Below are 19,730 nucleotides of genomic sequence, written 5' to 3' on the forward strand. Positions count from 1 at the left end.
AATTCTCATCCTTCCGTAGGTCGGATAAGCGCAGCGTCATCCGACATATCTTTAGCTTCGCTGCATCTCGCGCCCAATCTGCTCCAGAGATTTGCTCTTCGTTTCGGGAATAAAGAACAGCGTCAGTAAAAACCACAGCAGGCAGAAGAAGCCGTAGATCAGGAACGGGAAGCCGCCGTTAAAAACCTCCCGCAGCCACGGGCTGTCGTTCATCATCGGGAAGGTCTGCGCCACGACGAAGTTTGACGCCCAGATGAGAAACACCGACAGCGCCATCAGCTTATCGCGTATGGCGTTCGGCGAAAGCTCCGGCAGAATTATCCACAGCACCGGGCCCACCGTCCCGCCGAACAGCAGAATGTAGACGATAATCAGCGCCAGCATCCACAGGCTGGTGATTTGCATCCACACCAGAATCCCCAGCAGCACGATGCTGATTAAACATCCCAGATTGCCCACCAGCAGCAGTTTGCGGCGGCCTATTTTTTCCACCACTTTTACCGCCCACGCCGCCGCCAGGAAGAAGGCGACGCCGATAATAATCTGCTGCCAGAAGGCCGCTTTCGCACTGGCAATGCCGATGCTCTCAACCAGCACGTTGCCGTAGTAAAGCACCGCGTTAATACCGCACAGATTAGCGAGCGTCGCCATACTCAGCACAGCAAACACAACCCTGCGGTTATGCGGCGCGAGCAGAGATTCGCGGAGCGCCTCACCCGCTGAGTTCTGGAACGTCGCTTTGATCTCCTCAATCATGCTGCCCGTCGGGCAATCCGCGCCGTTGATGCTCATCAGCACCTTCGCCGCCCTCGCCTCCTGCTGCTTCTTCACCAGCCAGCGTGGGGATTCGGGCACAAAACTCAGCAGCACCACAAACAGGATGGCGGGGATTGCCTCGGAGGCAAACATCCAGCGCCAGGACTGATTCACCGACCAGACAACGTCCGGGCTAAGCTCGGAGATCAGCGTATTGACGATATAGACCAGCAGCATGCCGCCTGCGATCATCAGCTGATACAGGCCGGACATCTTCCCACGGATCTCCTTAGCGGAAATTTCGCTGATATAGACCGGCGCCGCAAGGGAGGCCAGGCCGACGCCCAGTCCGCCAACGATCCTGAAGAAAACAAAAGTCGCGAAGTCCTGCGGCAGCGCCGTCCCTACGGCGGAAATTAAGATCAGCCAGGCGGTAACCAGCAGCGTTTTTTTACGCCCGAGGTAGTCCGTTAAATATTGACCGCCCAGCCCGCCGACCATGCAGCCAATTAAGGCGGAGGCAACGGCCCAGCCCGTCTCCATGCTGTTAAGCGCAAAATAGGCGCTTAGATTCTGGATCGCACCGGCAATCACTGCCGTATCGTAGCCAAATAATAAGCCACCCAGCGACACAATTGTCGCCAGCTTCAGGTTAACCTTATTCATAATATGATCTCTTTAGCCGAAGTGAATATTTATAGTTATGGCGATAAAAGAGTGGCAGCCGGACATATCATCCTAACTGCGGAATAACATTTTCTTTTATTCTCCGGCTGCGCTCCTGATATTCAGGCAGCGGCGTCATACCCTCTTTAAACCAGGCGGCGGGATCGGTGCTGGCTACCATGGCAAAATTAGCCCACGGATTTAGCGACCCCGAGCGGATCACAACTTTGGCTCGCGGCGCAACTGAAGCGATAAGCTCCTGGTGGGCGATGGCCTCAAAGTCCGCCCCGGATCCGGTAAATATCCCCTGCACATCGCGATAAAGCTGCGGATTAAATGCCGGAACGTCGCTGGCCATGGTGATTTTGTCGAAGAACAGCTCCTGGCGCAGCACGCGTAATATTTCCAGCACGTCTACGCTGCCGGGATAAAAACCAAGGTCGATTCGGTTAGCGTCGGCAGGAATGGGAAAACCGGCGTCCGTCACCAGTAAAATATCTGAATGACCTAAGGTGGCTAAGGCGTGCGCTAACTGCGGATGTAATATCCTTCCAAGTCTCATAATATTATCCTCTGGTTGGCATTTATTATTATGGAGCCTGCAGCTCGTTTAATTTATGGATTTCTCTTTCTATTTCCTCAAGGGTTTTGCCTTTGGTTTCTGGCACCAGCGTTAAAACAAATATCAGCGCCAGCACGGATATCCCGGCAAAAATAAAGAATGTTTTCGAGGCGCTGATATTTTCGACCAGCACCGGAAAATATCGCGAGACGAAGAAGTTGCCGCCCCACAGGGCAAAGGTGGCGATAGAAGCCGCCACGCCGCGAACGTGCGTCGGGAAAATTTCAGAGATCAGTACGTAGGTGACCGTGCCAAAAGAGACGGCAAAAATGGCGACATAGGCCAGGATAAGCATCAGCAGCAGGCTGGTGTTCGAGGCGTCAACGCGGAACAGCTCGCCAATCCCCGCCAGCATCAACGCCATGCCGGTGGCCCCAAAAATCAGCAGCGAACGCCGCCCGACCCTATCGATAATCCACAGGGAAACGAGCGTCGAGAGCACCAGCGTGATACCAATCAGCACCGTAAAGGACATCGCCCCGTTGATATCCTCCCCGGCGGTTTTGAAGATCTCCGGCGCATAATAGAAGATGGCATTGATACCGGTAATCTGCTGGAACAGCGCCACCCCAAAGCCGATGACCAGCACCTTGCGCAGGCCGGGCGTTAACAGGTCACGAAGCCCTGCCTTACTCTCTTCCCGTAACGATTGTTTGATGGCGGCCAGCTCCCTGCGGCTGGTTTCTTCATCCGGGTTTATGCGGCGCAGTACCGCAAGCCCCTGCTCGTCGCGATTTTTACGAATCAGCCAGCGCGGGCTTTCCGGCACCACAACCAGCAGCAGCAGGAACAGCAGCGCGGGCGGGATGCCGGTGGCTAAAATGACCCGCCAGCCGTTTTCAACGTTCCAGGTCTCCGAGCCGTAGCGGGCGATCGTCGCCGCCACGCTGAAAACCACCAGGTTGCCGATGGTGTTAAAGAGCTGATTAAAAGAGACCAGCCGCCCGCGAATGCGCGCAGGCGACACCTCGGCGATATAGAGCGGCGCGATGGTGGTTTCAATGCCGATGCCCACGCCGACAAGAATGCGGAACGCCACCAGCAGATCCGCAGAGTGGGCCAGCGCCTCGCCCATCACGCCAAACACAAAAATCAGCGCCGTCAGCAGCAGGACTTTTTTACGGCCAATGGCGTCCGACAGCGGCCCGGCGACGGCGACGCCGACGATACAGCCCACGATAATAGACGACGTGACCCAGCAGATACCGTTGGCGTCCAGGCTGAATTTTTCCTGCAAAAAGCCCACCGAGCCGGAAATGCTGCCGTTATCAAAGCCAAACAGAAAGCCCCCTACCGCCGTCACGAAGGCAATCAGCAGCACGCTGCGCATATAGGAATGATTTTTCATTGCACTCTCTCCTGATGGGGTCATAGCCGCTCTCCGAACTGCATCCGGGATAACGGACGAACGGTGGATTGCTGCGCTAAAGCGTGCAGGGAAAGATGCGGCGCAAGGCCCGCCGTAATGCTTGCGGCATTGGCGGCACCGCAGGCGGCGGCAAAGGCCAGATGCCTTGCCCAGCCAGCCTGCGGCACCGTTAACAGGCTGGCAATCAGCCCCGCGCAATGCGCATCGCCGGAGCCGACGCTGCTTAAGGTTTTCACATCGGGCGACAGCACCTCAAAGCAGCCATCCGGCGTTTGTGCCAGAGTCGGGCGCACGCCGTCGGTGATAATAACCGCGCTAACGCCCCTCTCCTGCCACTCGCTAATCAGCTCAGCTGAGCGCCCCTCGCTCACCTGATGCAGCTCATCCTTATTGATTTTGATGATGTCCGGCGTGGCCTGCGCGGCCGCAAGCAAGGCGGCTCCGTGGCTATCAAGCAGCGAGAGGACGTGGTGCTGACGGGCAAGCGCTATCCACTCGGCGTACTCACTCTCGCTGACCCCGTCGGGAAGCGAACCCGTGCAGATCAGCGCGGCGGCGGTCGGAAGCCGGGCGATAAGCCTGGCGTGCAGGTCGTGCAGCTCAGCGGAAGAAATTTCCGGCCCGCGGGCGTTATAGACGCTGGCTTTCAGGGGATCGTTTTGTTCAACGATCACCTCGCAGATACGCGTTTCACCGCTGATGCTGACCCAGCTTCCGGCCAGCCCCTCTTGTTCCAGTAAGGCTTCACACAGCCGCCCCGTCGCTCCGCCTAAAAATCCTACGAGCAGAGGAGAGGGCCACTCCGCATTGAGCTTTCGCAGTACGCGAGCGACGTTCACTCCTTTGCCGCCCGCCAGGGTTTTATCGTCCAGCAGGCGATGCACCGTGCCCGGCCGCTGCTTTTCGACGATTAGCAGCCGCTCAACGGCGGTGTTCAACGACGCAATCAGAACGTTCATGCTGATACCCCGCGATCCAGCCAGGCTTCTCTTGCGATCGTTGCCGCACCGGTGGCGACCGGCTCAGCCAGCTCGCTGACAAACAGCGGCATGCCCCAGCAGCTGCTGCGGTGGGCCAGCATCTCCTCGCGCTGGAACAGCGAGCCCATCAGCACCGCGTCCTGAACGTTTATCGCCCCCAGCTCGCACATATGCGCCAGCACGTGCCGCATATGGAAGGCGATGTGGTCCAGCACGCTGCAAACCATGCTTCCCGGCGTCGCTCCGGCCTCCACATCGTGCAGCGTGAACAGCCCCTGCCCGCCGCTCTCCTGCGCCAGCGAAACGCGCACCTCCTCCCCGCCCTTCTGCCCGGCAAGAGCCTGAAACAGGCGATCGAAGTCACCGGCAAAAAACAGCTCGCTGAGCGTCTGGATGATTTTCCCGGAAGGGTTGGCGTAGCCCATCATGAACTCACCGGCCCGCCAGCTCCGCTCGTAGTCGATGCCCAGCTGCCAGGCGATGGCTTCGGGCTGGTATAAGCGGGAAATGGTCATCAGGTATTCAGAGGTGCCGATAGAATCAAACACGTCCGTCGGCCGCGTGCTCTGGACTGCATACGCGCCCATGATTTGATCGTGGCCTCCCACATAAACCGCCGCTCCCGGTGCCAGGGCCACGCCCGGCAAAGCGGAATTGCTGATTTCACCGCAAAGCTCGCCGGTTTCGGCAATCCGGGGGAAAAGAGATGGCTCGAGCGCAAGCCGTTCGAGCGTTGCGCCGTGGGGCTTCAGGCTGCGCACGTCAAAGCACTGGGAATGATTAATCTGCGAGGCGCTGACGCACCAGTTTCCGGTGAGTCGCCACATTACATAGCTGCCGAAATCCACCCATTTATCCGTTTTGCGCCAGCGATCGGGATGGTGCTGGCGCAGATGGCTAAGCCGCTCCGGCGTCTGATTAGATCGCAGGCGCAGCCCGGAAATGGCGTAATGCTCCGGCGTGTCCAGCCAGGCGCTGTCGTCCGCGCTCAGGGAGGGCGCGGCGTAATTCTGCCACCAGGCAAGCGAAGGCCAGGTCTGGTTGCCCTGCGCGTCTACCGCCAGCGACTCTTCCTGTCCAAAGGTGCCGACGGAGATCCCCGCCAGCAGCCCGCCCGCAGCGCTGGCATGGCGGGCATAGTCGCCGATAAGGCCCACCAGCGCCTGCCAGATAGCCTCTCCCTCATGGAAGGTCAGGCCGTCCCGCTCGCTGAACGGCGTGCGGCAGCGCTGCGCCGCCAGCACTTCACCATTTTCCAGTACGCCCACCACTTTCAGATGGGTCGTACCAATATCTATTCCGAGAAACCACATCGCATATTCCTTTTTCTCGCCGGCCGTGCGGGAGATTAAAGACCCAGCTTGCCGGGGTTGAGGATGCCGTTGGGATCGAGAGCGGCCTTTACCCTGCGCAGCAGCAGATGGGCCGAACCAAGCGAAACGCGCGCATAGGGCGAACGCACCAGGCCGCCGCCGTGGTGGTGGGAAAGCTCCGCGCCGTGCTCAAGGCAGACCCGCATAGTTTCACGCCAAATCGTGCGCAGCCGCTCCACCGCCAGCTCGTCCGTCTCCTCTTTGCCGAGCAGGATCATGTACATCGATGTTCCCTGGGTATAGACGTGGGAGAAGTGCGACAGTACTTCGGCGGCATGGGGCTGGAGCATCTGATTCAGCGCATGGTAAAGCTTGCCGATGCCGTCCCACGTATGGGCAACCTCAATGGTTTCCGCAAAGCCGCCGGTGGTAGCGAGCAGGTTTTCCACGGTGGAAAAGTCAAAGCGCCGCTCCATCCAGGCCAGCGCCGCCTGCGGCCCTTTACGGGTAGCGCCGTGCTTCGCCGCAATGTCGAGCAGCGTCTGCATTTCAGCCTTCGCTATGGCGTGTACGCCCTGGCAGCCGATAAACATGACAGGCTTGTTTTGCTGCGGGTCCTGCATGGCGTGACGCGCTTCCGCCGTGTCGTAGAGGCGTAGCAGGAATGGACGTAACCCGGCCATGCCCTGTTCGCGCATGATGCTAAGCCCGGCCTCCACGTCCGGCAGCTCCAGCGTGTCATATAAACGCGCCTCAGGTAGCGGGAAAATCTTCAGCTGTACCGAAGTGACGATGCCGAGCGTGCCTTCCGCGCCGATAAACAGCTGGCGTAAATCTGGCCCCATCGCCGCGCGTGGTGAGGCTTTAAGGCGGATTTTCTCGCCGGTTGCCAGAATCACGGTGTAGGCCGTAATCAGATCTTCAATCCCGCCGTAGTAAGAGGAGAACTGCCCGGTAGCGAGCGTGGAGAGCCAGCCGCCAACGGTGGACTGATAAAGCGACTGCGGCGAGTGGCCGAGCGTCCAGCCCTGCGCGTGCAGCTCGTCCTCGAGTTTGCCGCCGTTATAGCCGGTCGAAACTTCCACCGTCAGGTTAGTAAAGTTGATTTCGCAGCCGTGCGTCATCTTGCTCAAATCAAGCACGATGCCGCCCCGCGTAGGCAGCGGCTGGCCGGTAACGGAAGAAGCTAACGCCCTCGGCGTCACCGGCGTATCCGTTGCCGTGGCGATGGCCAGCACCCGCTGGATTTGCTGCTCGTCAGCGACTTCGACCACAACATCAGCCTGATAATCGTGGCACCCTAAACGCTTAAGCTTGGTGGAAAGCGGCCAGGTATCGTGGCTGGACGCCTGCAAACTTTCGGCGTCGCTGCGAACCTGCGATGCGGGTAGCGCCTGCGCTAACGCTGCAATCAAAAGACCCTTATCGGACATGCGGACTCCTTAACATCATAATTAATTCAAAAGGATAACGAATATTCCGGTTCTCCATCAGCGCGATTATTAATCACATTGACAGCCCTTGATGATGAATATACGATCAATATTCAAAAAGCTGCAAATTGATTTTTGCGTAAATTGTGAACTTTGTGAAGGAGAGCACCATGGATCCACGTACGGGTAAGGCAATTCGACTGGGGCGTTTACTGCGCCCGGAAACGGGCAGCGCGGTAGTGGTCGCGGCTTCGCACGGCGTCATGGCCGGGCCGCCTGCCGGGCTAAAAACAAGGCAGGAAATTGAGGACGTTTTCTCCCACCTGCGTCAGGCGGACGGCGTGATGGTTTCACCCGGCATGATCCCGCTGATTGAAAAAACATGGATTGGCCGCGACCGCCCGGCTTCCGTGCTGCATCTTGACTGGAAAAACCATGCCCGCTCGGTCTACACGCCGGGCAAAGACGGGCGCGGGGAAGGCGTGCTGGCGCAGCTGGCGGAAATCAGCGACGTTGCGGCCTGCGGGATTGATGCGGTGATGACCTACATGTACCTGGGCCAGAAAGACACGGCGCTGGAGCAGGAAGAAATTGTCAGGAACGCAAAAATTGCCCGTGACTGCGAGCGCTACGGCATCGCCTTAATCATCGAGCCGCGCTCGGCGCTGGAGGGGATCGACCCGGACGCGCTGAGCGCAAAAGTGATGAGCATGTACTGCCGCATCGCCGCCGATATTGGCGCGGACCTGGTTAAGGCCCTGTGGCCCGGCTCCGTCGAGGCTTTCGCCGAGGTTACGCGCACATGTTATACTCCGGTGCTTCTGGCGGGCGGCGCGGGCGGCGAAGATCCTCGCTCCACGCTACAGCTTGCGGATGACGCCATGCACGCAGGTGCCCGCGGCGTCATGTTCGGCCGCCGTATTTTCCGCGCCGATAAACCGGCAAATATGCTCAGCGCGCTCTCTGCTATCGTTCATGAAAAGCAGAGCGTTGAGCAGGCGATGCGCTTAGTGGATTAATTAAGGAAAGATTTCATGTCGGCAAAGGGCGAAAAGTCAGAGAACATTTCCCCCGAGGCGTTTATTGCCCGGGATATCCTCAGTCCTGGATTTTCCGGGCGGCTCGCGACCACCTCGCAGTACCAGGAGCGCCTGGGCATCGGCTCCGGCACGGTGCAAAAAGCCCTGCATGAGCTGCGGCAAAACGGCGCGGTAGAGCTGGTTTCACGCGGTCATCAGGGCACCTGGATCACCCGTCGGGATTTTGACCGGCTATGGGATATGGCCCGTCTGCCTCCCGTCCATATTCTGCTCCCCTCGCGCGGCTCTCAGGAAGCGACCGTCGTTGCCGGCGGGTTGTCTTTGCAGTTTCAGGAATGGGGCGTTGGCACCACCATTGGCTATATGCGCGGCGCACGCTCTCGTCTTGAAGCGCTTGACCAGGGCCAGACGGATGTCGTGCTGCTCTCTTCCGGCTCGGCCAGTTTATTGCTCCCCGACGATCCTGACCGCTACGTAAAAATTAGCCTGGGCGTGGGCAGCTATTATTGTCCCGGCAGCCTTGTCGTCGTTGAAAAGATCGCGCCAGCCACCGGCCGACGCAGGAAGATCGGCATCGATTTCCACTCGAACGACCACCAGCGATTAACCCGCGCGCAGTTTCCCGCCGAGCTTCACGACTATGTGGAGACAGACTTCACGCTGCTGCCGCGAGCGGTGTTCCTCAACGAAATAGATTCCGGCGTCTGGCATCAGGAAGAGTCGCTCATTCCGCTGGATAAAGTGGGGCTAAGCCTGCGCCCGCTGGATGAACCAGAGGCGGTAGAAATGGCCGAACAGATCTCAGCCGCCGTGCTGGTCGCCGCCCAGGACTCCCCGGTCGTCACCCTGCTGCGCGAGCTCGATCGTCAGCATCTGCAAAAATTGTGCGCTACGGTGGACGAGAAAACGGGCGGCAAGCTCAGCGGCAATCTGGCGATTAGATTTGATTAATGAAAAGGAGAGGGAGAAAGAGCTCGATCCAGTCCCCTCGCCCCTTAGGGGAGAGGGTTAGGGTGAGGGGAAATTACTTCAGCGTCTCAACCAGCCCTTTGCGCTGGCCTTCGAGCGTTACCACTCTGCTGCACACGTCGCGACCAAACTGTTCGAAATCTTTCTGCTGATTGTTCCACTCGTTCTGGATTGCGGTTTGCAGGCCGCCCAGGCTACCCAGCACGCCCTGTAGCGGGTTGCCGCCGCCTTTGAGAACGGCTTTCGCGCCCATCTCGTTGATGCTGTCCTGCAGGATGCCGCCCATCGCCTGATTCACCAGCTGCTGGCCATCGGCACGCACCTGATCAATCGCTTTATAGTGGAAGGTCAATCCGTCCTGACGCTGCTCGATAATGCGGTTCATCTGCTCTTTGAGCTGGGCATCCAGCTTGGTCAGACGGCCGCGCATGTTGCTGCTCTCGCCCATTTCTTTAGTGATGATTTTATCCAGTGCCACGCGCCCTTTTTCTACGCGGGTCAGCGCGCCGTTGTTGATCCACGGCAGATCGGTACGCAGCGCCTGCTGATACTTAACGGCCAGCTGGCGCTGGGTCGCATTCAGGGTTTGTAGCTTACCGTTAAACTGCAGGCTGCCGTCCGGCGCAATCACCATGTTGCCGTTCTCGCCCACGACCTGCACGGTCTGCGGATTAATCACCACATCGTCCTTCGGCGTGACGCTGCATTTATAGTCGGCCTGCGCCTGCATCGCGGTCAGCAGCAGCACGCCCATCAGAGTCTTACGAATCATAATTACTCCTGAAAAAAAGGGCCGGTTTGCACCAGCCCCTGTACTCTGAATCAATCCCACCAGACGTCGAACAGGTCGCTGGTGCGAACATCTTCCAGCTTCTGCTCTTCAAGCCACTTGCGCACCAGCGCCTGGTGCTCTTCGGTGCATTTACCGATTTCCTGCATGCAGATGAGGCCATCCCACGCCAGGTGACCGCCGCCGTCAAAGGCCAGGCCATTTTTATCGATCACATCATTAATAAACGCATCGACGGTTTTATCGATTTGTTCTTCTGAGGTCCCTTCCGGGAAGCGCCATGCAACGGAGAACCCCAGCTCCTGGAATTCGTCGATGTGCATTTTCTTACGCAGACGACGGCTACGATTTTTTGCCATTATTTTACCCTCTCGAACATTAAGTCCCATACGCCGTGGCCAAGACGATGGCCACGCTGTTCAAATTTGGTCACCGGCCGTGAATCCGGGCGCGGTACGTAGTCGTTACTCTCCGACTGGTTCTTGTACCCGTCGAGGGAGGACATCACTTCGAGCATATGTTCAGCATAAGGTTCCCAGTCGGTCGCCATATGGAACACGCCGCCCAGCTTCAGCTTACGTTTCACCAGCTCGGCAAAAGGCACCTGAACGATACGGCGTTTATTATGACGTGCTTTGTGCCACGGATCCGGGAAAAAGAGCTGAACCATGGTTAAAGAATTGTCAGGAATCATGTTTTCCAGCACTTCTACCGCATCGTGGCACATAACGCGCAGGTTCTCGACACCTTCTTCATGCGCCGTGCTCAGGCAGGCACCCACGCCCGGCGAGTGAACCTCAATGCCTAAAAAATTCTGTTCCGGCTTCGCCTGGGCCATTGCCACAAGCGAGGTGCCCATCCCGAAGCCAATCTCCAGCGTGACCGGCGCTTCGCGGCCAAACAGCGCGGCAAAGTCGGCTGGTGCAGATTCATATTCAACGCCCATCACCGGCCAGTAATTCTCCAACGCGTACTCCTGGCCTTTAGTCAGACGGCCCTGGCGGCGTACAAAGCTGCGGATCCGGCGCAGCGCGCGGCCTTCTTCATTAAATTCCGGTGAGATGACGTCGTTTTTCATGATGCTCTGACTTTAGTTAGTGTTCGGGAAACGGGCATTATCCAAAGTTAATGCCCAGAAGCAAGCAGATGTACGGGAAAGTTCCGGTTTACAGCCCTCCGCTCTCTGTGCTGGAATCGGCACCCTGATTTCATCCATTGTCGGAAGATCCGCGTTGACGATACAAGCGCCGCAGTTTGCCCACCAGGTTCTGGACTGGTATCACCAGTTCGGGCGCAAGACCCTGCCGTGGCAGCAGGAGAAAACGCCTTATAAAGTATGGCTCTCAGAGGTGATGTTGCAACAAACTCAGGTTGCCACCGTCATTCCTTACTTTGAGCGTTTTATGGCGAAGTTTCCGACCGTGACCGATCTGGCTAACGCCCCGCTGGATGAAGTTCTGCATCTGTGGACTGGCCTGGGCTACTACGCCCGCGCCCGCAACCTGCATAAGGCAGCGCAAAGAGTGGCAAACGAGCACGGCGGCGTTTTCCCGGAAACCTTTGAAGAGGTTGCCGATTTACCTGGCGTCGGCCGTTCAACTGCGGGAGCGATCCTCTCCCTTTCCCTTGGCAAGCACTTCCCGATTCTTGACGGCAACGTTAAGCGCGTGCTGGCCCGCTGCTATGCGGTAGCTGGCTGGCCGGGTAAGAAGGACGTCGAGAAACGGCTGTGGGAAATAAGCGAAAACGTCACCCCGGCGGAAGGCGTGAGCCAGTTTAACCAGGCGATGATGGACCTGGGCGCCATGGTCTGCACCCGTTCAAAACCAAAATGCGAACTTTGCCCGCTCAGCAACGGCTGCGTGGCCTATGCCAACAGCAGCTGGGCAAGCTATCCCGGTAAAAAACCTAAGGTGACCCTGCCCGAGCGCACCGGCTATATGCTGATGATGCAGCACGAGCAGAGCGTCCTGCTGGCCCAGCGCCCGGCCGTTGGTTTATGGGGCGGACTGTACTGCTTCCCACAGTTCGCCACCGAACAAGAGCTCCGCGACTGGCTGGCGCAAAAAGGGATGGCCGCAGATAATCTCACGCAGTTAACCTCTTTCCGCCATACTTTCAGCCATTTCCACCTGGATATTGTGCCAATGTGGCTGCCCGTGTCCTCATTCACCGGGTGCATGGATGAAGGCACCGCTCTCTGGTATAACTTAGCGCAGCCACCCTCCGTGGGCCTTGCCGCCCCCGTGGAAAGACTGTTACAGCAATTACACGCCGAGCCGGTGGTATTAAAAACCGCCCGCGCGTTTGAAGAGGAAGAATAATGAGCCGCACAATTTTTTGTACCTACCTGCAACGCGAGGCCGAAGGCCAGGATTTCCAGCTTTATCCGGGCGAGCTGGGCAAGCGCATCTATAACGAAATCTCCAAAGAAGCCTGGGCGCTGTGGCAGGCCAAGCAAACCATGCTTATCAACGAGCGCAAGATGAGCATGATGAACCCGGAGCACCGCAAAGAGCTGGAAGCCGAAATGGTCAACTTCCTGTTCGAGGGCAAAGAAGTCCATATTGAAGGCTTCACGCCGCCGGAAAAATAATATCAAAGGGCCGAATGCGGCCCTTTTGCAATCCACGACACGCAAAACGCATACACGGAACGATGAAAAAAATTCTAGCGCTAGCCCTTATTGCCCCACTGCTCGTCTCGTGTTCGAGCAAAAAAGAAGATACCTACAACGAAGCCTTTGTGAAGGACACGAACGGCTTTGATATTTTGATGGGCCAGTTTGCCAACAACATCGAAAACATCTGGGGGATAAAAGAGGTTCTGATTGCCGGTCCGAAGGATTACGTCAAATATACCGACCAGTATCTGACACGAAGCCACATCAACTTCGATGATGGTACGATCACCATCGAGACCATCGCCGGTACCGACCCTGCGGGCCACCTGCGTCAGGCAATCATCAACACCCTGCTGATGGGCGACGATCCGGCCTCGGTCGACCTCTATTCCGACGCCAACGACGTGCAGATTTCGAAAATGCCGTTCCTGTATGGCCAGGTTGTTGACCAGACCGGCCAGGCGATTCGCTGGCAGGGCCGCGCGTCAAAATTTGCCGATTACCTGCTGCAAAACCGCCTGAAGAGCCGCAGCACCGGGCTGAAAATCGTTTATAGCGTTACGATCAACCTCGTGCCGAACCACCTTGATAAGCGTGCCCATAAATACATCGGCATGGTGCGAAAAGCCTCGAAGAAATATGGCGTGGACGAGTCGCTGATCCTGGCGATTATGCAAACCGAATCGAGCTTTAACCCGTATGCGGTAAGCCACGCGGATGCGCTGGGCCTGATGCAGGTTGTGCAGCACAGCGCGGGCGTGGACGTGTTTAAGTCGCAGGGGAAATGGGGCAAACCAAGCCGCAGCTTCCTGTTCGATCCGGAAAGCAACATCGATACCGGTACGGCCTACCTGGCCATATTGCAGGATACCTACCTGGGCGGCATTGATAACCCGACATCACGTCGCTATGCGGTCATTACCGCGTACAACGGCGGTGCGGGCAGCGTGCTGCGCGTGTTTAACAGCGATAAGCAGCGGGCGTTCAGCATCATCAACAGCATGGCCGCGGACGATGTCTACCAGACGCTGACCACCCGCCACCCTTCCGCAGAGTCCCGCCGTTATCTTTATAAGGTGAATACCGCCCAGAAGAGTTACCGCAGGCGGTAATTATATTGCCGGATGACGCTGCGCTTACCCGACCTACAAAATCTGTAGGGCGGATAAGCGCAGCGTCATCCGCCTAAAGTTTACTTCACCATATATCCGTAAAGCCGCTTAATTCCGTCGGCATCCGTTTCGCTGTACACGCCCTGTAGCTCCGGCGAGAAGCCCGGCAGCATGTTCACGCCCTCTTCCAGCGCCAGGAAGTAACGCAGCGCAGCGCTTCCCCACGCTTCGCCCGGCACCACGCAGAGCACGCCTGGAGGATACGGCAGCGCGCCTTCCGCAGCAGTGCGCCCTTCCGCCTGGCTCAGACGCACCAGCTCGACGTTGCCGCGAATAAACTCGCTGTTGGCATCCTGCGGGTTCATCGCCACCGCGGGCAGGCTCGCCCTGCGGAACATCGATTTTTGCAGCGCCTTCACGTCAAAGCTGACGTAGAGATCGTGCATCTCCTGGCAGAGCTGGCGCAGCGTGTAGCCTTTGTAGCGCACGGAGTACTTCTGGTAGATAGTCGGCAGCACGTCGGCAAGCGGCGTGTCATCTTCAATATGCTGTTCGAACTGGGCGAGCATCGCTACCAGCTGCGCCATCTTCTCTGCACTTTCCGCAGGCGTCAGCAGGAAGAGGATCGAGTTGAGATCCGCCTTCTCCGGCACGATGCCGTTTTCACGCAGATAGTTTGCGAGGATCGCCGCAGGAATGCCGAAATCGGTGTAGTCACCGGTTTGCGGATCGATACCCGGCGTGGTCAGCAGCAGCTTGCAGGGATCGACAAAATATTCGTCCTTCTCATACCCTTCAAAACCGTGCCATTTCTCGCCCGGTTCAAAGCTGAAGAAGCGCCGCTCCTGAGCGATTTTATCCGTCGCATGATCCTGCCACGGACGCCCCGCTACCGTCGGCGGGATAAACGGTTTGATCATCTTACAGTTGGCGATTATCGCCTTGCGGGCCTCTATGCCCAGCGCCACACATTCCGCCCACAGGCGGCGACCGCTCTCCCCTTCGTGGATTTTTGCGTTCACGTCAAGCGCCGCAAACAGCGGATAAAACGGACTGGTCGAGGCGTGCAGCATGAAAGCATTATTCAGCCGCTTGTGCGGGCAGAAGCGGGACTGGCCGCGAATGTGATTATCTTTCTTGTGGATCTGCGAAGTCTGCGAGAACCCGGCCTGCTGCTTGTGCACCGACTGGGTGACGAAGATCCCCGGATCGTTCTCGTTGAGATCCAGCAGCAGCGGCGAGCAGTCCGCCATCATCGGGATAAACTGCTCATAGCCAACCCACGCGGAGTCAAAGAGGATGTAGTCGCACAGGTGGCCGATCTTATCCACGACCTGACGCGCGTTGTAGATAGTGCCGTCGTAGGTGCCTAGCTGGATGACGGCCAGGCGGAACGGGCGTTTCTCCTGCGCGCGATCGGGTGCCACTTCGCTGATTAAACCGCGCAGGTAGGCATCATCGAAACAGTGCGCGTCGATGCCGCCGATAAAGCCAAACGGATTGCGCGCCGCTTCCAGATAAACCGGCGTCGCGCCCGCCTGAATCAAAGCGCCATGATGGTTGGATTTGTGGTTATTACGATCGAACAGCACCAGGTCGCCACGCGTTAACAGCGCGTTGGTCACGACTTTGTTTGCCGCCGAGGTGCCGTTCAGCACGAAGTAGGTTTTATCCGCATGAAAAACTTTGGCCGCAAACTTCTGCGCATCCTTTGCCGAGCCTTCGTGGATCAGCAAATCGCCGAGCTTAACGTCCGCGTTGCACATATCGGCGCGAAAAACGTTCTCGCCGAAGAAATCGTAGAACTGTCGCCCGGCCGGGTGCTTTTTGAAGAACTCACCATGCTGATGGCCAGGACAGGCGAAGGTGCTGTTTTCCATCGCCACGTATTTTGTCAGCGTGTCGAAGAACGGCGGCAGCAGATCCTCTTCATAGCCGGAAGCTGCCGTTTCCAGCTCCAGATAATCCTGCGCTCTACCCGTGATAACGCCGGTAAACTCCGCCTGCTCGTCAGGCTGGGTTTCCGAGGCCAGGAAAACAGGAAGGTTAAAGCCCGTGCGTTTCAGCAGCGCCAGAATGCCGCTGCGGCTGTCGGCGGCAGACAGCACGACCGCCGCAACATCGGTAAAGTCCGTATTATCGAGCGTGACCACTTCACGATGGGTGGAAAGCGTGGCGGCCACGTCGCGGCTGGCGGCAATTTTCAATGAGTTCATATGCACAAATCCCAAAGCTCAAGGATGAGTGGGTGCCATAAGGCACGGCAAAGGGAGCATTCCCCGACGAATGTGTCTGCGAGTCTGAAGGAGAGTAGCCACTCCGACCGCGAGACATCAGTAAAACCAGGCGTCACCTGATTTTACTGTTGTCCGGCAGCGAGCTTGCGTTGCCCTCACCGCATGGTGAGCGAGGGTCTTAGGGATACGGCAGAAAGGGAGCGGCGCGCCATCGGGTGACGTCGGTGAACATTGACTGTGAACATCAATAAGCGCCCCGTTGCAGATATGCGAAATTTCGCGCAATCATGGCACCTTCTCACGCGGGGTTCAAGCCGCAGAGTCCAACATGGCGCACATTATTCATGCAAACGGACGCCGTAAGCTGACAAAATCATTGACGAAGAATGGGCTTTACGGTTTAATGCGCCCCGTTGCCCGGATAGCTCAGTCGGTAGAGCAGGGGATTGAAAATCCCCGTGTCCTTGGTTCGATTCCGAGTCCGGGCACCACTATTTAAAGAAACCAGCCTAAGGGCTGGTTTTTTGCTTTCTGGCGTCTGGACTCGTCATCGAATTTGGTTCGATTATTCGCTGCGAGCAGCTCACCCCTTCGGGGCCAGCGCGAAGAGCGCGCTGTTCAAACGCCTGCGGCGTTAGTCCGAGTCCGGCACCACTATTTAAAGAACCCGCCCATGGCGGTTTTTTGCTTTCTGGGGTCTGGACTTTGTATCGAGCTCCGTTCGATACATTATACTGATAAATATATGGATGGTTCTGGCTCATTAAGAGAATGAACAGAATTAGATGAAAATAGCAACCTGGTTAATATTTTCATCTCATCTCAATAAATCGGCTTTCCATATATTCGTCTGTAATAAACACGAACCCAACCGCAAATGACTCTAAACCTCATTTTCACTCCCGGGCTCTGGACTCTTTATCTTTTAATCCTTAGCTTAAGTCTATTCATAGTTTTCTCGTTCTTCACGGGAAATAAAAAAAACTATTCATTATCTTTCATACTGAGATAAAACTTTTCCCTTAGAGACTGATTTAACGTTTTCTTCTTTTTACGGTTTTCTTCACAATCAGACCTCAGAAGGTGTTTTCAGCACAGCTTAATAATCCGCGGCTATGCCCTCCCTGAAAAGCGCGATGATATGCCTGATTTTATTATCCCGGTATTAATTGACAACTGCTTTACATTGAGATCATGTCGCCAGCACATAACCACTCTATCTATAACCTCATCACGAAGCATTCCCTACCGGGCGAATGATATAAAAAACATTGCTACCGTTCAATAGCTTCACTCTGTATAAGGTCTAAGTGATTTAAGAAAAAATCACTCCTTGAATACGTACTACCCTGCGACACCAGGGTGAAAATCAAGCCCCCTTTTACCAGATAGACCTAAACCCCACTGTCCCTGCATATCCTGGTGCAGGTGTGCAAACTAAAACCGTTTATTGTCACGTCGCTTCCACAGACTCAATGTTCAAACTGGCACTGAATTCGCTGGGTGGGAAGAAAAAGGACTGATAAAGTTATCCGTCTCTTCATTCCATTATAGCTGCAGACAAACAGGTTTCTCCGTCGAAATTTCAAGGGCTAGCTTTTATTTCAAAATATCTGTCCATTTCCATTAAAAATCAAACTTTCATCATCAAGTACATCCTTCCCCTGTGTATCAAGCCTGCATCACTTGCTGTGCCTAGTTTCTTCATAGCATTTCTTTTGTGTAATGAGATCGTTTTATATTCCCTGTTCAAAATTTTTGATATTGACCCAACAGAAATACCCTGTAGAACTAACTCCATCATCTTTTGTTCCGTATTAGTGAGCATCATGGAACATCTGTTTTTCCTGGATCTACAGACAAATGAGTGTGTGACTGGACTGAGGAATTGCTGCAGGGAGAAAGTGATTTCTTCCATACTCGCACTACAATCTCCGAATGCAATATTTTTCGTCCACCTCATTAACTTTATAAAATCATAAAGCTCCGGACGGGCAAATATCAGAAGATCATTAGCATCACAACTCATAAGTTCATGGAGCTCTTGCTCCCCAAGCCATTTTTTTTCAAATATAAAAACAGCTACCTTTTTACTTAAACAACCGTTACTCCTGACATTGAGAATTAACTCTGCAATAGCCTTTTTTGTGTACGTATTATCACAGATAATCTGAATAGTATCCATGTGTCTCTTCTTATATACAAATATATGCATGCGTTTTTTCGAACGAAAATCACTCAAGTCTGAAATTCGCGGAATTATTTTCATTGCCGCTTAGAACGAATATCTAAAGCCAACTGTGCCAGCGGCATCGTTATAAACCTTTGTCACCGATCTGCTCCGTAACGTTAGCAAGTTATTGGCAGTTTTATTCAGCTTCCCTTCCATACCAACTTTCAGTACAACAATATTACCTATCTGGATCAGAGTGGTGCCATCGAGGCTTACACAGGCATGTTCGATGTTGAGGATCCACTTCACCTCAACATAGGGGTGTTCAGCTTGTCTTTGTCCATTCTAATCACAACGTCGCGGGAAATTTTCGCACTCAGGCTTGTCTGCACGTTGTTAATTCCGGCCGACTTGATGCGCGTTTTATTAGCTTCGGTCAGGCCATTAGAATCTATATCACACCAGGTTATCTGAGCCTGAGGCGTGAAAAAAACATCACCATTCTTCACCGCTGATCTATTTATTACTGCTGGTTTCAAAGATGAATACTGTTGGCGAGATGACTGAATCAACTGTCAACTTTATTAAGTGAAAACATTGATGCTTTGTTGTTCCTATTAGCACGTGCTGCATTCCGTTGAATAATAAACAACTTTCATTAACAATATAAACAACTATATATACTTGGACGACAGGTGTTTCCCCTGTACTTCCCGTGAGGGCACATAACACCAGTCGCCGAAAAAAACAGAATTTATTACATCAAATAGACGCGGAGCTATTAATCACCTCTACACTAATTCTACGGTTCGGTGCCAGGCAGGTAATAATCGCTGTTGATTTCTTTCCAGGACATAATACGCGAGGCAAGGAATCTCCCATCCCTCGGGTAGTTATGATTGAAGGTGGAATACCTCGCTGAACAAGAATATGTTTTACGGACTCAGCACGCGCAAGTGACAATTGCTTATTTTGAATTTGACTCCCTATGCGATCGGTATATCCAGAGATGATAATTTTTTTACTGCTGAAGTTCATACCCTTTATTTCTTCAGCTAAGCTATTTATCTGTACAACACCCGCATAGCTTAATACAACGCTTCCAAAATCGAATAACCCAGCCGCATTCAGTATTTTATTTATTGATTTACCAGGATTCATTTTTGCATCCACTGGCTTTAACTCCCCCAGGCAACCTGCCGGAGAAAACACAAAACTCCGTGCCTGCATACTCAAATCAAAAATAACTTTATATTGGCATGTATACACAGAACCATCAGTACGAATAAAGTGAAAAATATAATCCCACTCCCTTACACGAAATACCCCTTCATTAAAATGTGGCGTACCGATAAGTTCATAGACTTGTTCTTTCGTAAGACCCGGGCGCATTTTCTGCAAATTATCAACATTGACAAAACTGCCTTCATCCCTTACAGCATGGGATGCATCAGGAAATATAGGATTATCTGTTTTACCCTGTGAATCAATATGACTTATTGAACGAGTACAAGCAGAAACCAGGACAACCCCAGCGAATGTTATAGCCAGAATAGCATATTTTGCGTATTTCATTTCCGATCTCATCTGAATTTAGCAATATATCCCCGATATAACCACCGGGGATGATAATTAATGAACTAATCG

At 54.8% G+C, this 19,730-nt stretch carries 18 protein-coding genes and 1 tRNA gene; 6 read left to right on the forward strand and 13 right to left on the reverse strand.

Annotated features, from left to right (window positions below; genetic code table 11):
- Positions 1-51: 51 nt before the first annotated feature.
- From AAE045_RS01480 to AAE045_RS01505, 6 genes are all read right to left on the reverse strand, one after another.
- Positions 52-1,422, reverse strand: a complete 1,371-nt coding sequence (locus tag AAE045_RS01480; protein ID WP_455546173.1) for a sugar porter family MFS transporter — start codon at positions 1,420-1,422, stop codon at positions 52-54.
- 67 nt (positions 1,423-1,489) lie between these two features.
- A complete protein-coding gene (locus AAE045_RS01485) occupies positions 1,490-1,984 on the reverse strand; it encodes an RbsD/FucU domain-containing protein (protein ID WP_455546174.1) in 495 nt (164 codons plus the stop codon).
- A gap of 28 nt (positions 1,985-2,012) precedes the next feature.
- Entirely contained in the window at positions 2,013-3,392 is a 1,380-nt protein-coding gene (locus tag AAE045_RS01490; protein WP_455546175.1) for a sugar porter family MFS transporter, read from the reverse strand.
- Positions 3,393-3,412: 20 nt separating this feature from the next.
- Positions 3,413-4,372, reverse strand: coding sequence for a 1-phosphofructokinase family hexose kinase (locus AAE045_RS01495; RefSeq protein ID WP_455546176.1), 960 nt, complete (start codon positions 4,370-4,372; stop codon positions 3,413-3,415).
- Positions 4,369-5,706, reverse strand: a complete 1,338-nt coding sequence (locus AAE045_RS01500; protein WP_455546177.1) for an FGGY-family carbohydrate kinase — start codon at positions 5,704-5,706, stop codon at positions 4,369-4,371. Before AAE045_RS01500 ends, AAE045_RS01495 begins: the two co-directional genes overlap by 4 nt.
- A 35-nt stretch (positions 5,707-5,741) precedes the next feature.
- On the reverse strand, positions 5,742-7,139 hold the full coding sequence (locus AAE045_RS01505) for an FAD-binding oxidoreductase (RefSeq protein ID WP_455546178.1): 1,398 nt from the start codon (positions 7,137-7,139) through the stop codon (positions 5,742-5,744).
- 170 nt (positions 7,140-7,309) lie between these two features.
- Here AAE045_RS01505 and AAE045_RS01510 point away from each other — a divergent pair, with 170 nt between their 5' ends.
- Together AAE045_RS01510 and AAE045_RS01515 are read left to right on the forward strand one after the other, a co-directional pair.
- Positions 7,310-8,158, forward strand: a complete 849-nt coding sequence (locus AAE045_RS01510; protein WP_455546179.1) for a class I fructose-bisphosphate aldolase — start codon at positions 7,310-7,312, stop codon at positions 8,156-8,158.
- A 15-nt stretch (positions 8,159-8,173) separates the two neighbouring features.
- The gene (locus AAE045_RS01515) at positions 8,174-9,130 is read left to right on the forward strand and encodes a YhfZ family protein (RefSeq protein ID WP_455546180.1); all 957 of its coding nucleotides are present in this window, start codon (positions 8,174-8,176) and stop codon (positions 9,128-9,130) included.
- A gap of 73 nt (positions 9,131-9,203) precedes the next feature.
- On the opposite strand, the gene AAE045_RS01520 is transcribed toward AAE045_RS01515, so the two are convergent.
- The 3 genes from AAE045_RS01520 to trmB are packed head-to-tail and all read right to left on the reverse strand — an operon-like array spanning position 9,204 to position 11,016.
- A complete protein-coding gene (locus tag AAE045_RS01520; RefSeq protein WP_455546181.1) occupies positions 9,204-9,920 on the reverse strand; it encodes a DUF2884 domain-containing protein in 717 nt (238 codons plus the stop codon).
- A gap of 50 nt (positions 9,921-9,970) precedes the next feature.
- Positions 9,971-10,297: a YggL family protein gene (locus AAE045_RS01525; protein WP_202303251.1), complete on the reverse strand. Its 327-nt coding sequence runs from the start codon at positions 10,295-10,297 to the stop codon at positions 9,971-9,973.
- A complete protein-coding gene (trmB, locus tag AAE045_RS01530) occupies positions 10,297-11,016 on the reverse strand; it encodes a tRNA (guanine(46)-N(7))-methyltransferase TrmB (RefSeq protein ID WP_455425691.1) in 720 nt (239 codons plus the stop codon). Before trmB ends, AAE045_RS01525 begins: the two co-directional genes overlap by 1 nt.
- Before the next feature lie 160 nt (positions 11,017-11,176).
- Here trmB and mutY point away from each other — a divergent pair, with 160 nt between their 5' ends.
- From mutY to mltC, 3 genes are all read left to right on the forward strand, one after another.
- Positions 11,177-12,262, forward strand: a complete 1,086-nt coding sequence (mutY, locus tag AAE045_RS01535) for an A/G-specific adenine glycosylase (protein ID WP_455546571.1) — start codon at positions 11,177-11,179, stop codon at positions 12,260-12,262.
- Positions 12,262-12,534, forward strand: a complete 273-nt coding sequence (locus AAE045_RS01540; RefSeq protein WP_121263791.1) for an oxidative damage protection protein — start codon at positions 12,262-12,264, stop codon at positions 12,532-12,534. The genes mutY and AAE045_RS01540 overlap by 1 nt, the downstream gene beginning before the upstream one ends.
- Before the next feature lie 62 nt (positions 12,535-12,596).
- Positions 12,597-13,673, forward strand: coding sequence for a membrane-bound lytic murein transglycosylase MltC (mltC, locus tag AAE045_RS01545; RefSeq protein WP_455546182.1), 1,077 nt, complete (start codon positions 12,597-12,599; stop codon positions 13,671-13,673).
- An 80-nt stretch (positions 13,674-13,753) separates the two neighbouring features.
- Here mltC and AAE045_RS01550 read toward each other — a convergent pair whose 3' ends face one another.
- Positions 13,754-15,889, reverse strand: a complete 2,136-nt coding sequence (locus AAE045_RS01550; protein WP_455546183.1) for an ornithine decarboxylase — start codon at positions 15,887-15,889, stop codon at positions 13,754-13,756.
- A gap of 436 nt (positions 15,890-16,325) precedes the next feature.
- Here AAE045_RS01550 and AAE045_RS01555 point away from each other — a divergent pair.
- Positions 16,326-16,401: transfer RNA gene (locus AAE045_RS01555), tRNA-Phe, on the forward strand.
- A gap of 1,142 nt (positions 16,402-17,543) precedes the next feature.
- On the opposite strand, the gene AAE045_RS01560 is transcribed toward AAE045_RS01555, so the two are convergent.
- The 3 genes from AAE045_RS01560 to AAE045_RS01570 all read right to left on the reverse strand — a co-directional run bounded on the left by AAE045_RS01560 (position 17,544) and on the right by AAE045_RS01570 (position 19,658).
- Positions 17,544-18,095, reverse strand: a complete 552-nt coding sequence (locus AAE045_RS01560) for a helix-turn-helix domain-containing protein (protein WP_455546184.1) — start codon at positions 18,093-18,095, stop codon at positions 17,544-17,546.
- Between the two features lie 293 nt (positions 18,096-18,388).
- On the reverse strand, positions 18,389-18,592 hold the full coding sequence (locus AAE045_RS01565) for an autotransporter outer membrane beta-barrel domain-containing protein (protein WP_455546572.1): 204 nt from the start codon (positions 18,590-18,592) through the stop codon (positions 18,389-18,391).
- A 253-nt stretch (positions 18,593-18,845) separates the two neighbouring features.
- Positions 18,846-19,658, reverse strand: coding sequence for an OmpA family protein (locus tag AAE045_RS01570; RefSeq protein ID WP_455546185.1), 813 nt, complete (start codon positions 19,656-19,658; stop codon positions 18,846-18,848).
- Positions 19,659-19,730 lie beyond the last annotated feature (72 nt).

This window comes from Dryocola clanedunensis (assembly GCF_038405435.1).
In the GTDB taxonomy this organism is placed as follows: Bacteria; Pseudomonadota; Gammaproteobacteria; order Enterobacterales; family Enterobacteriaceae; genus Dryocola; species Dryocola clanedunensis_A.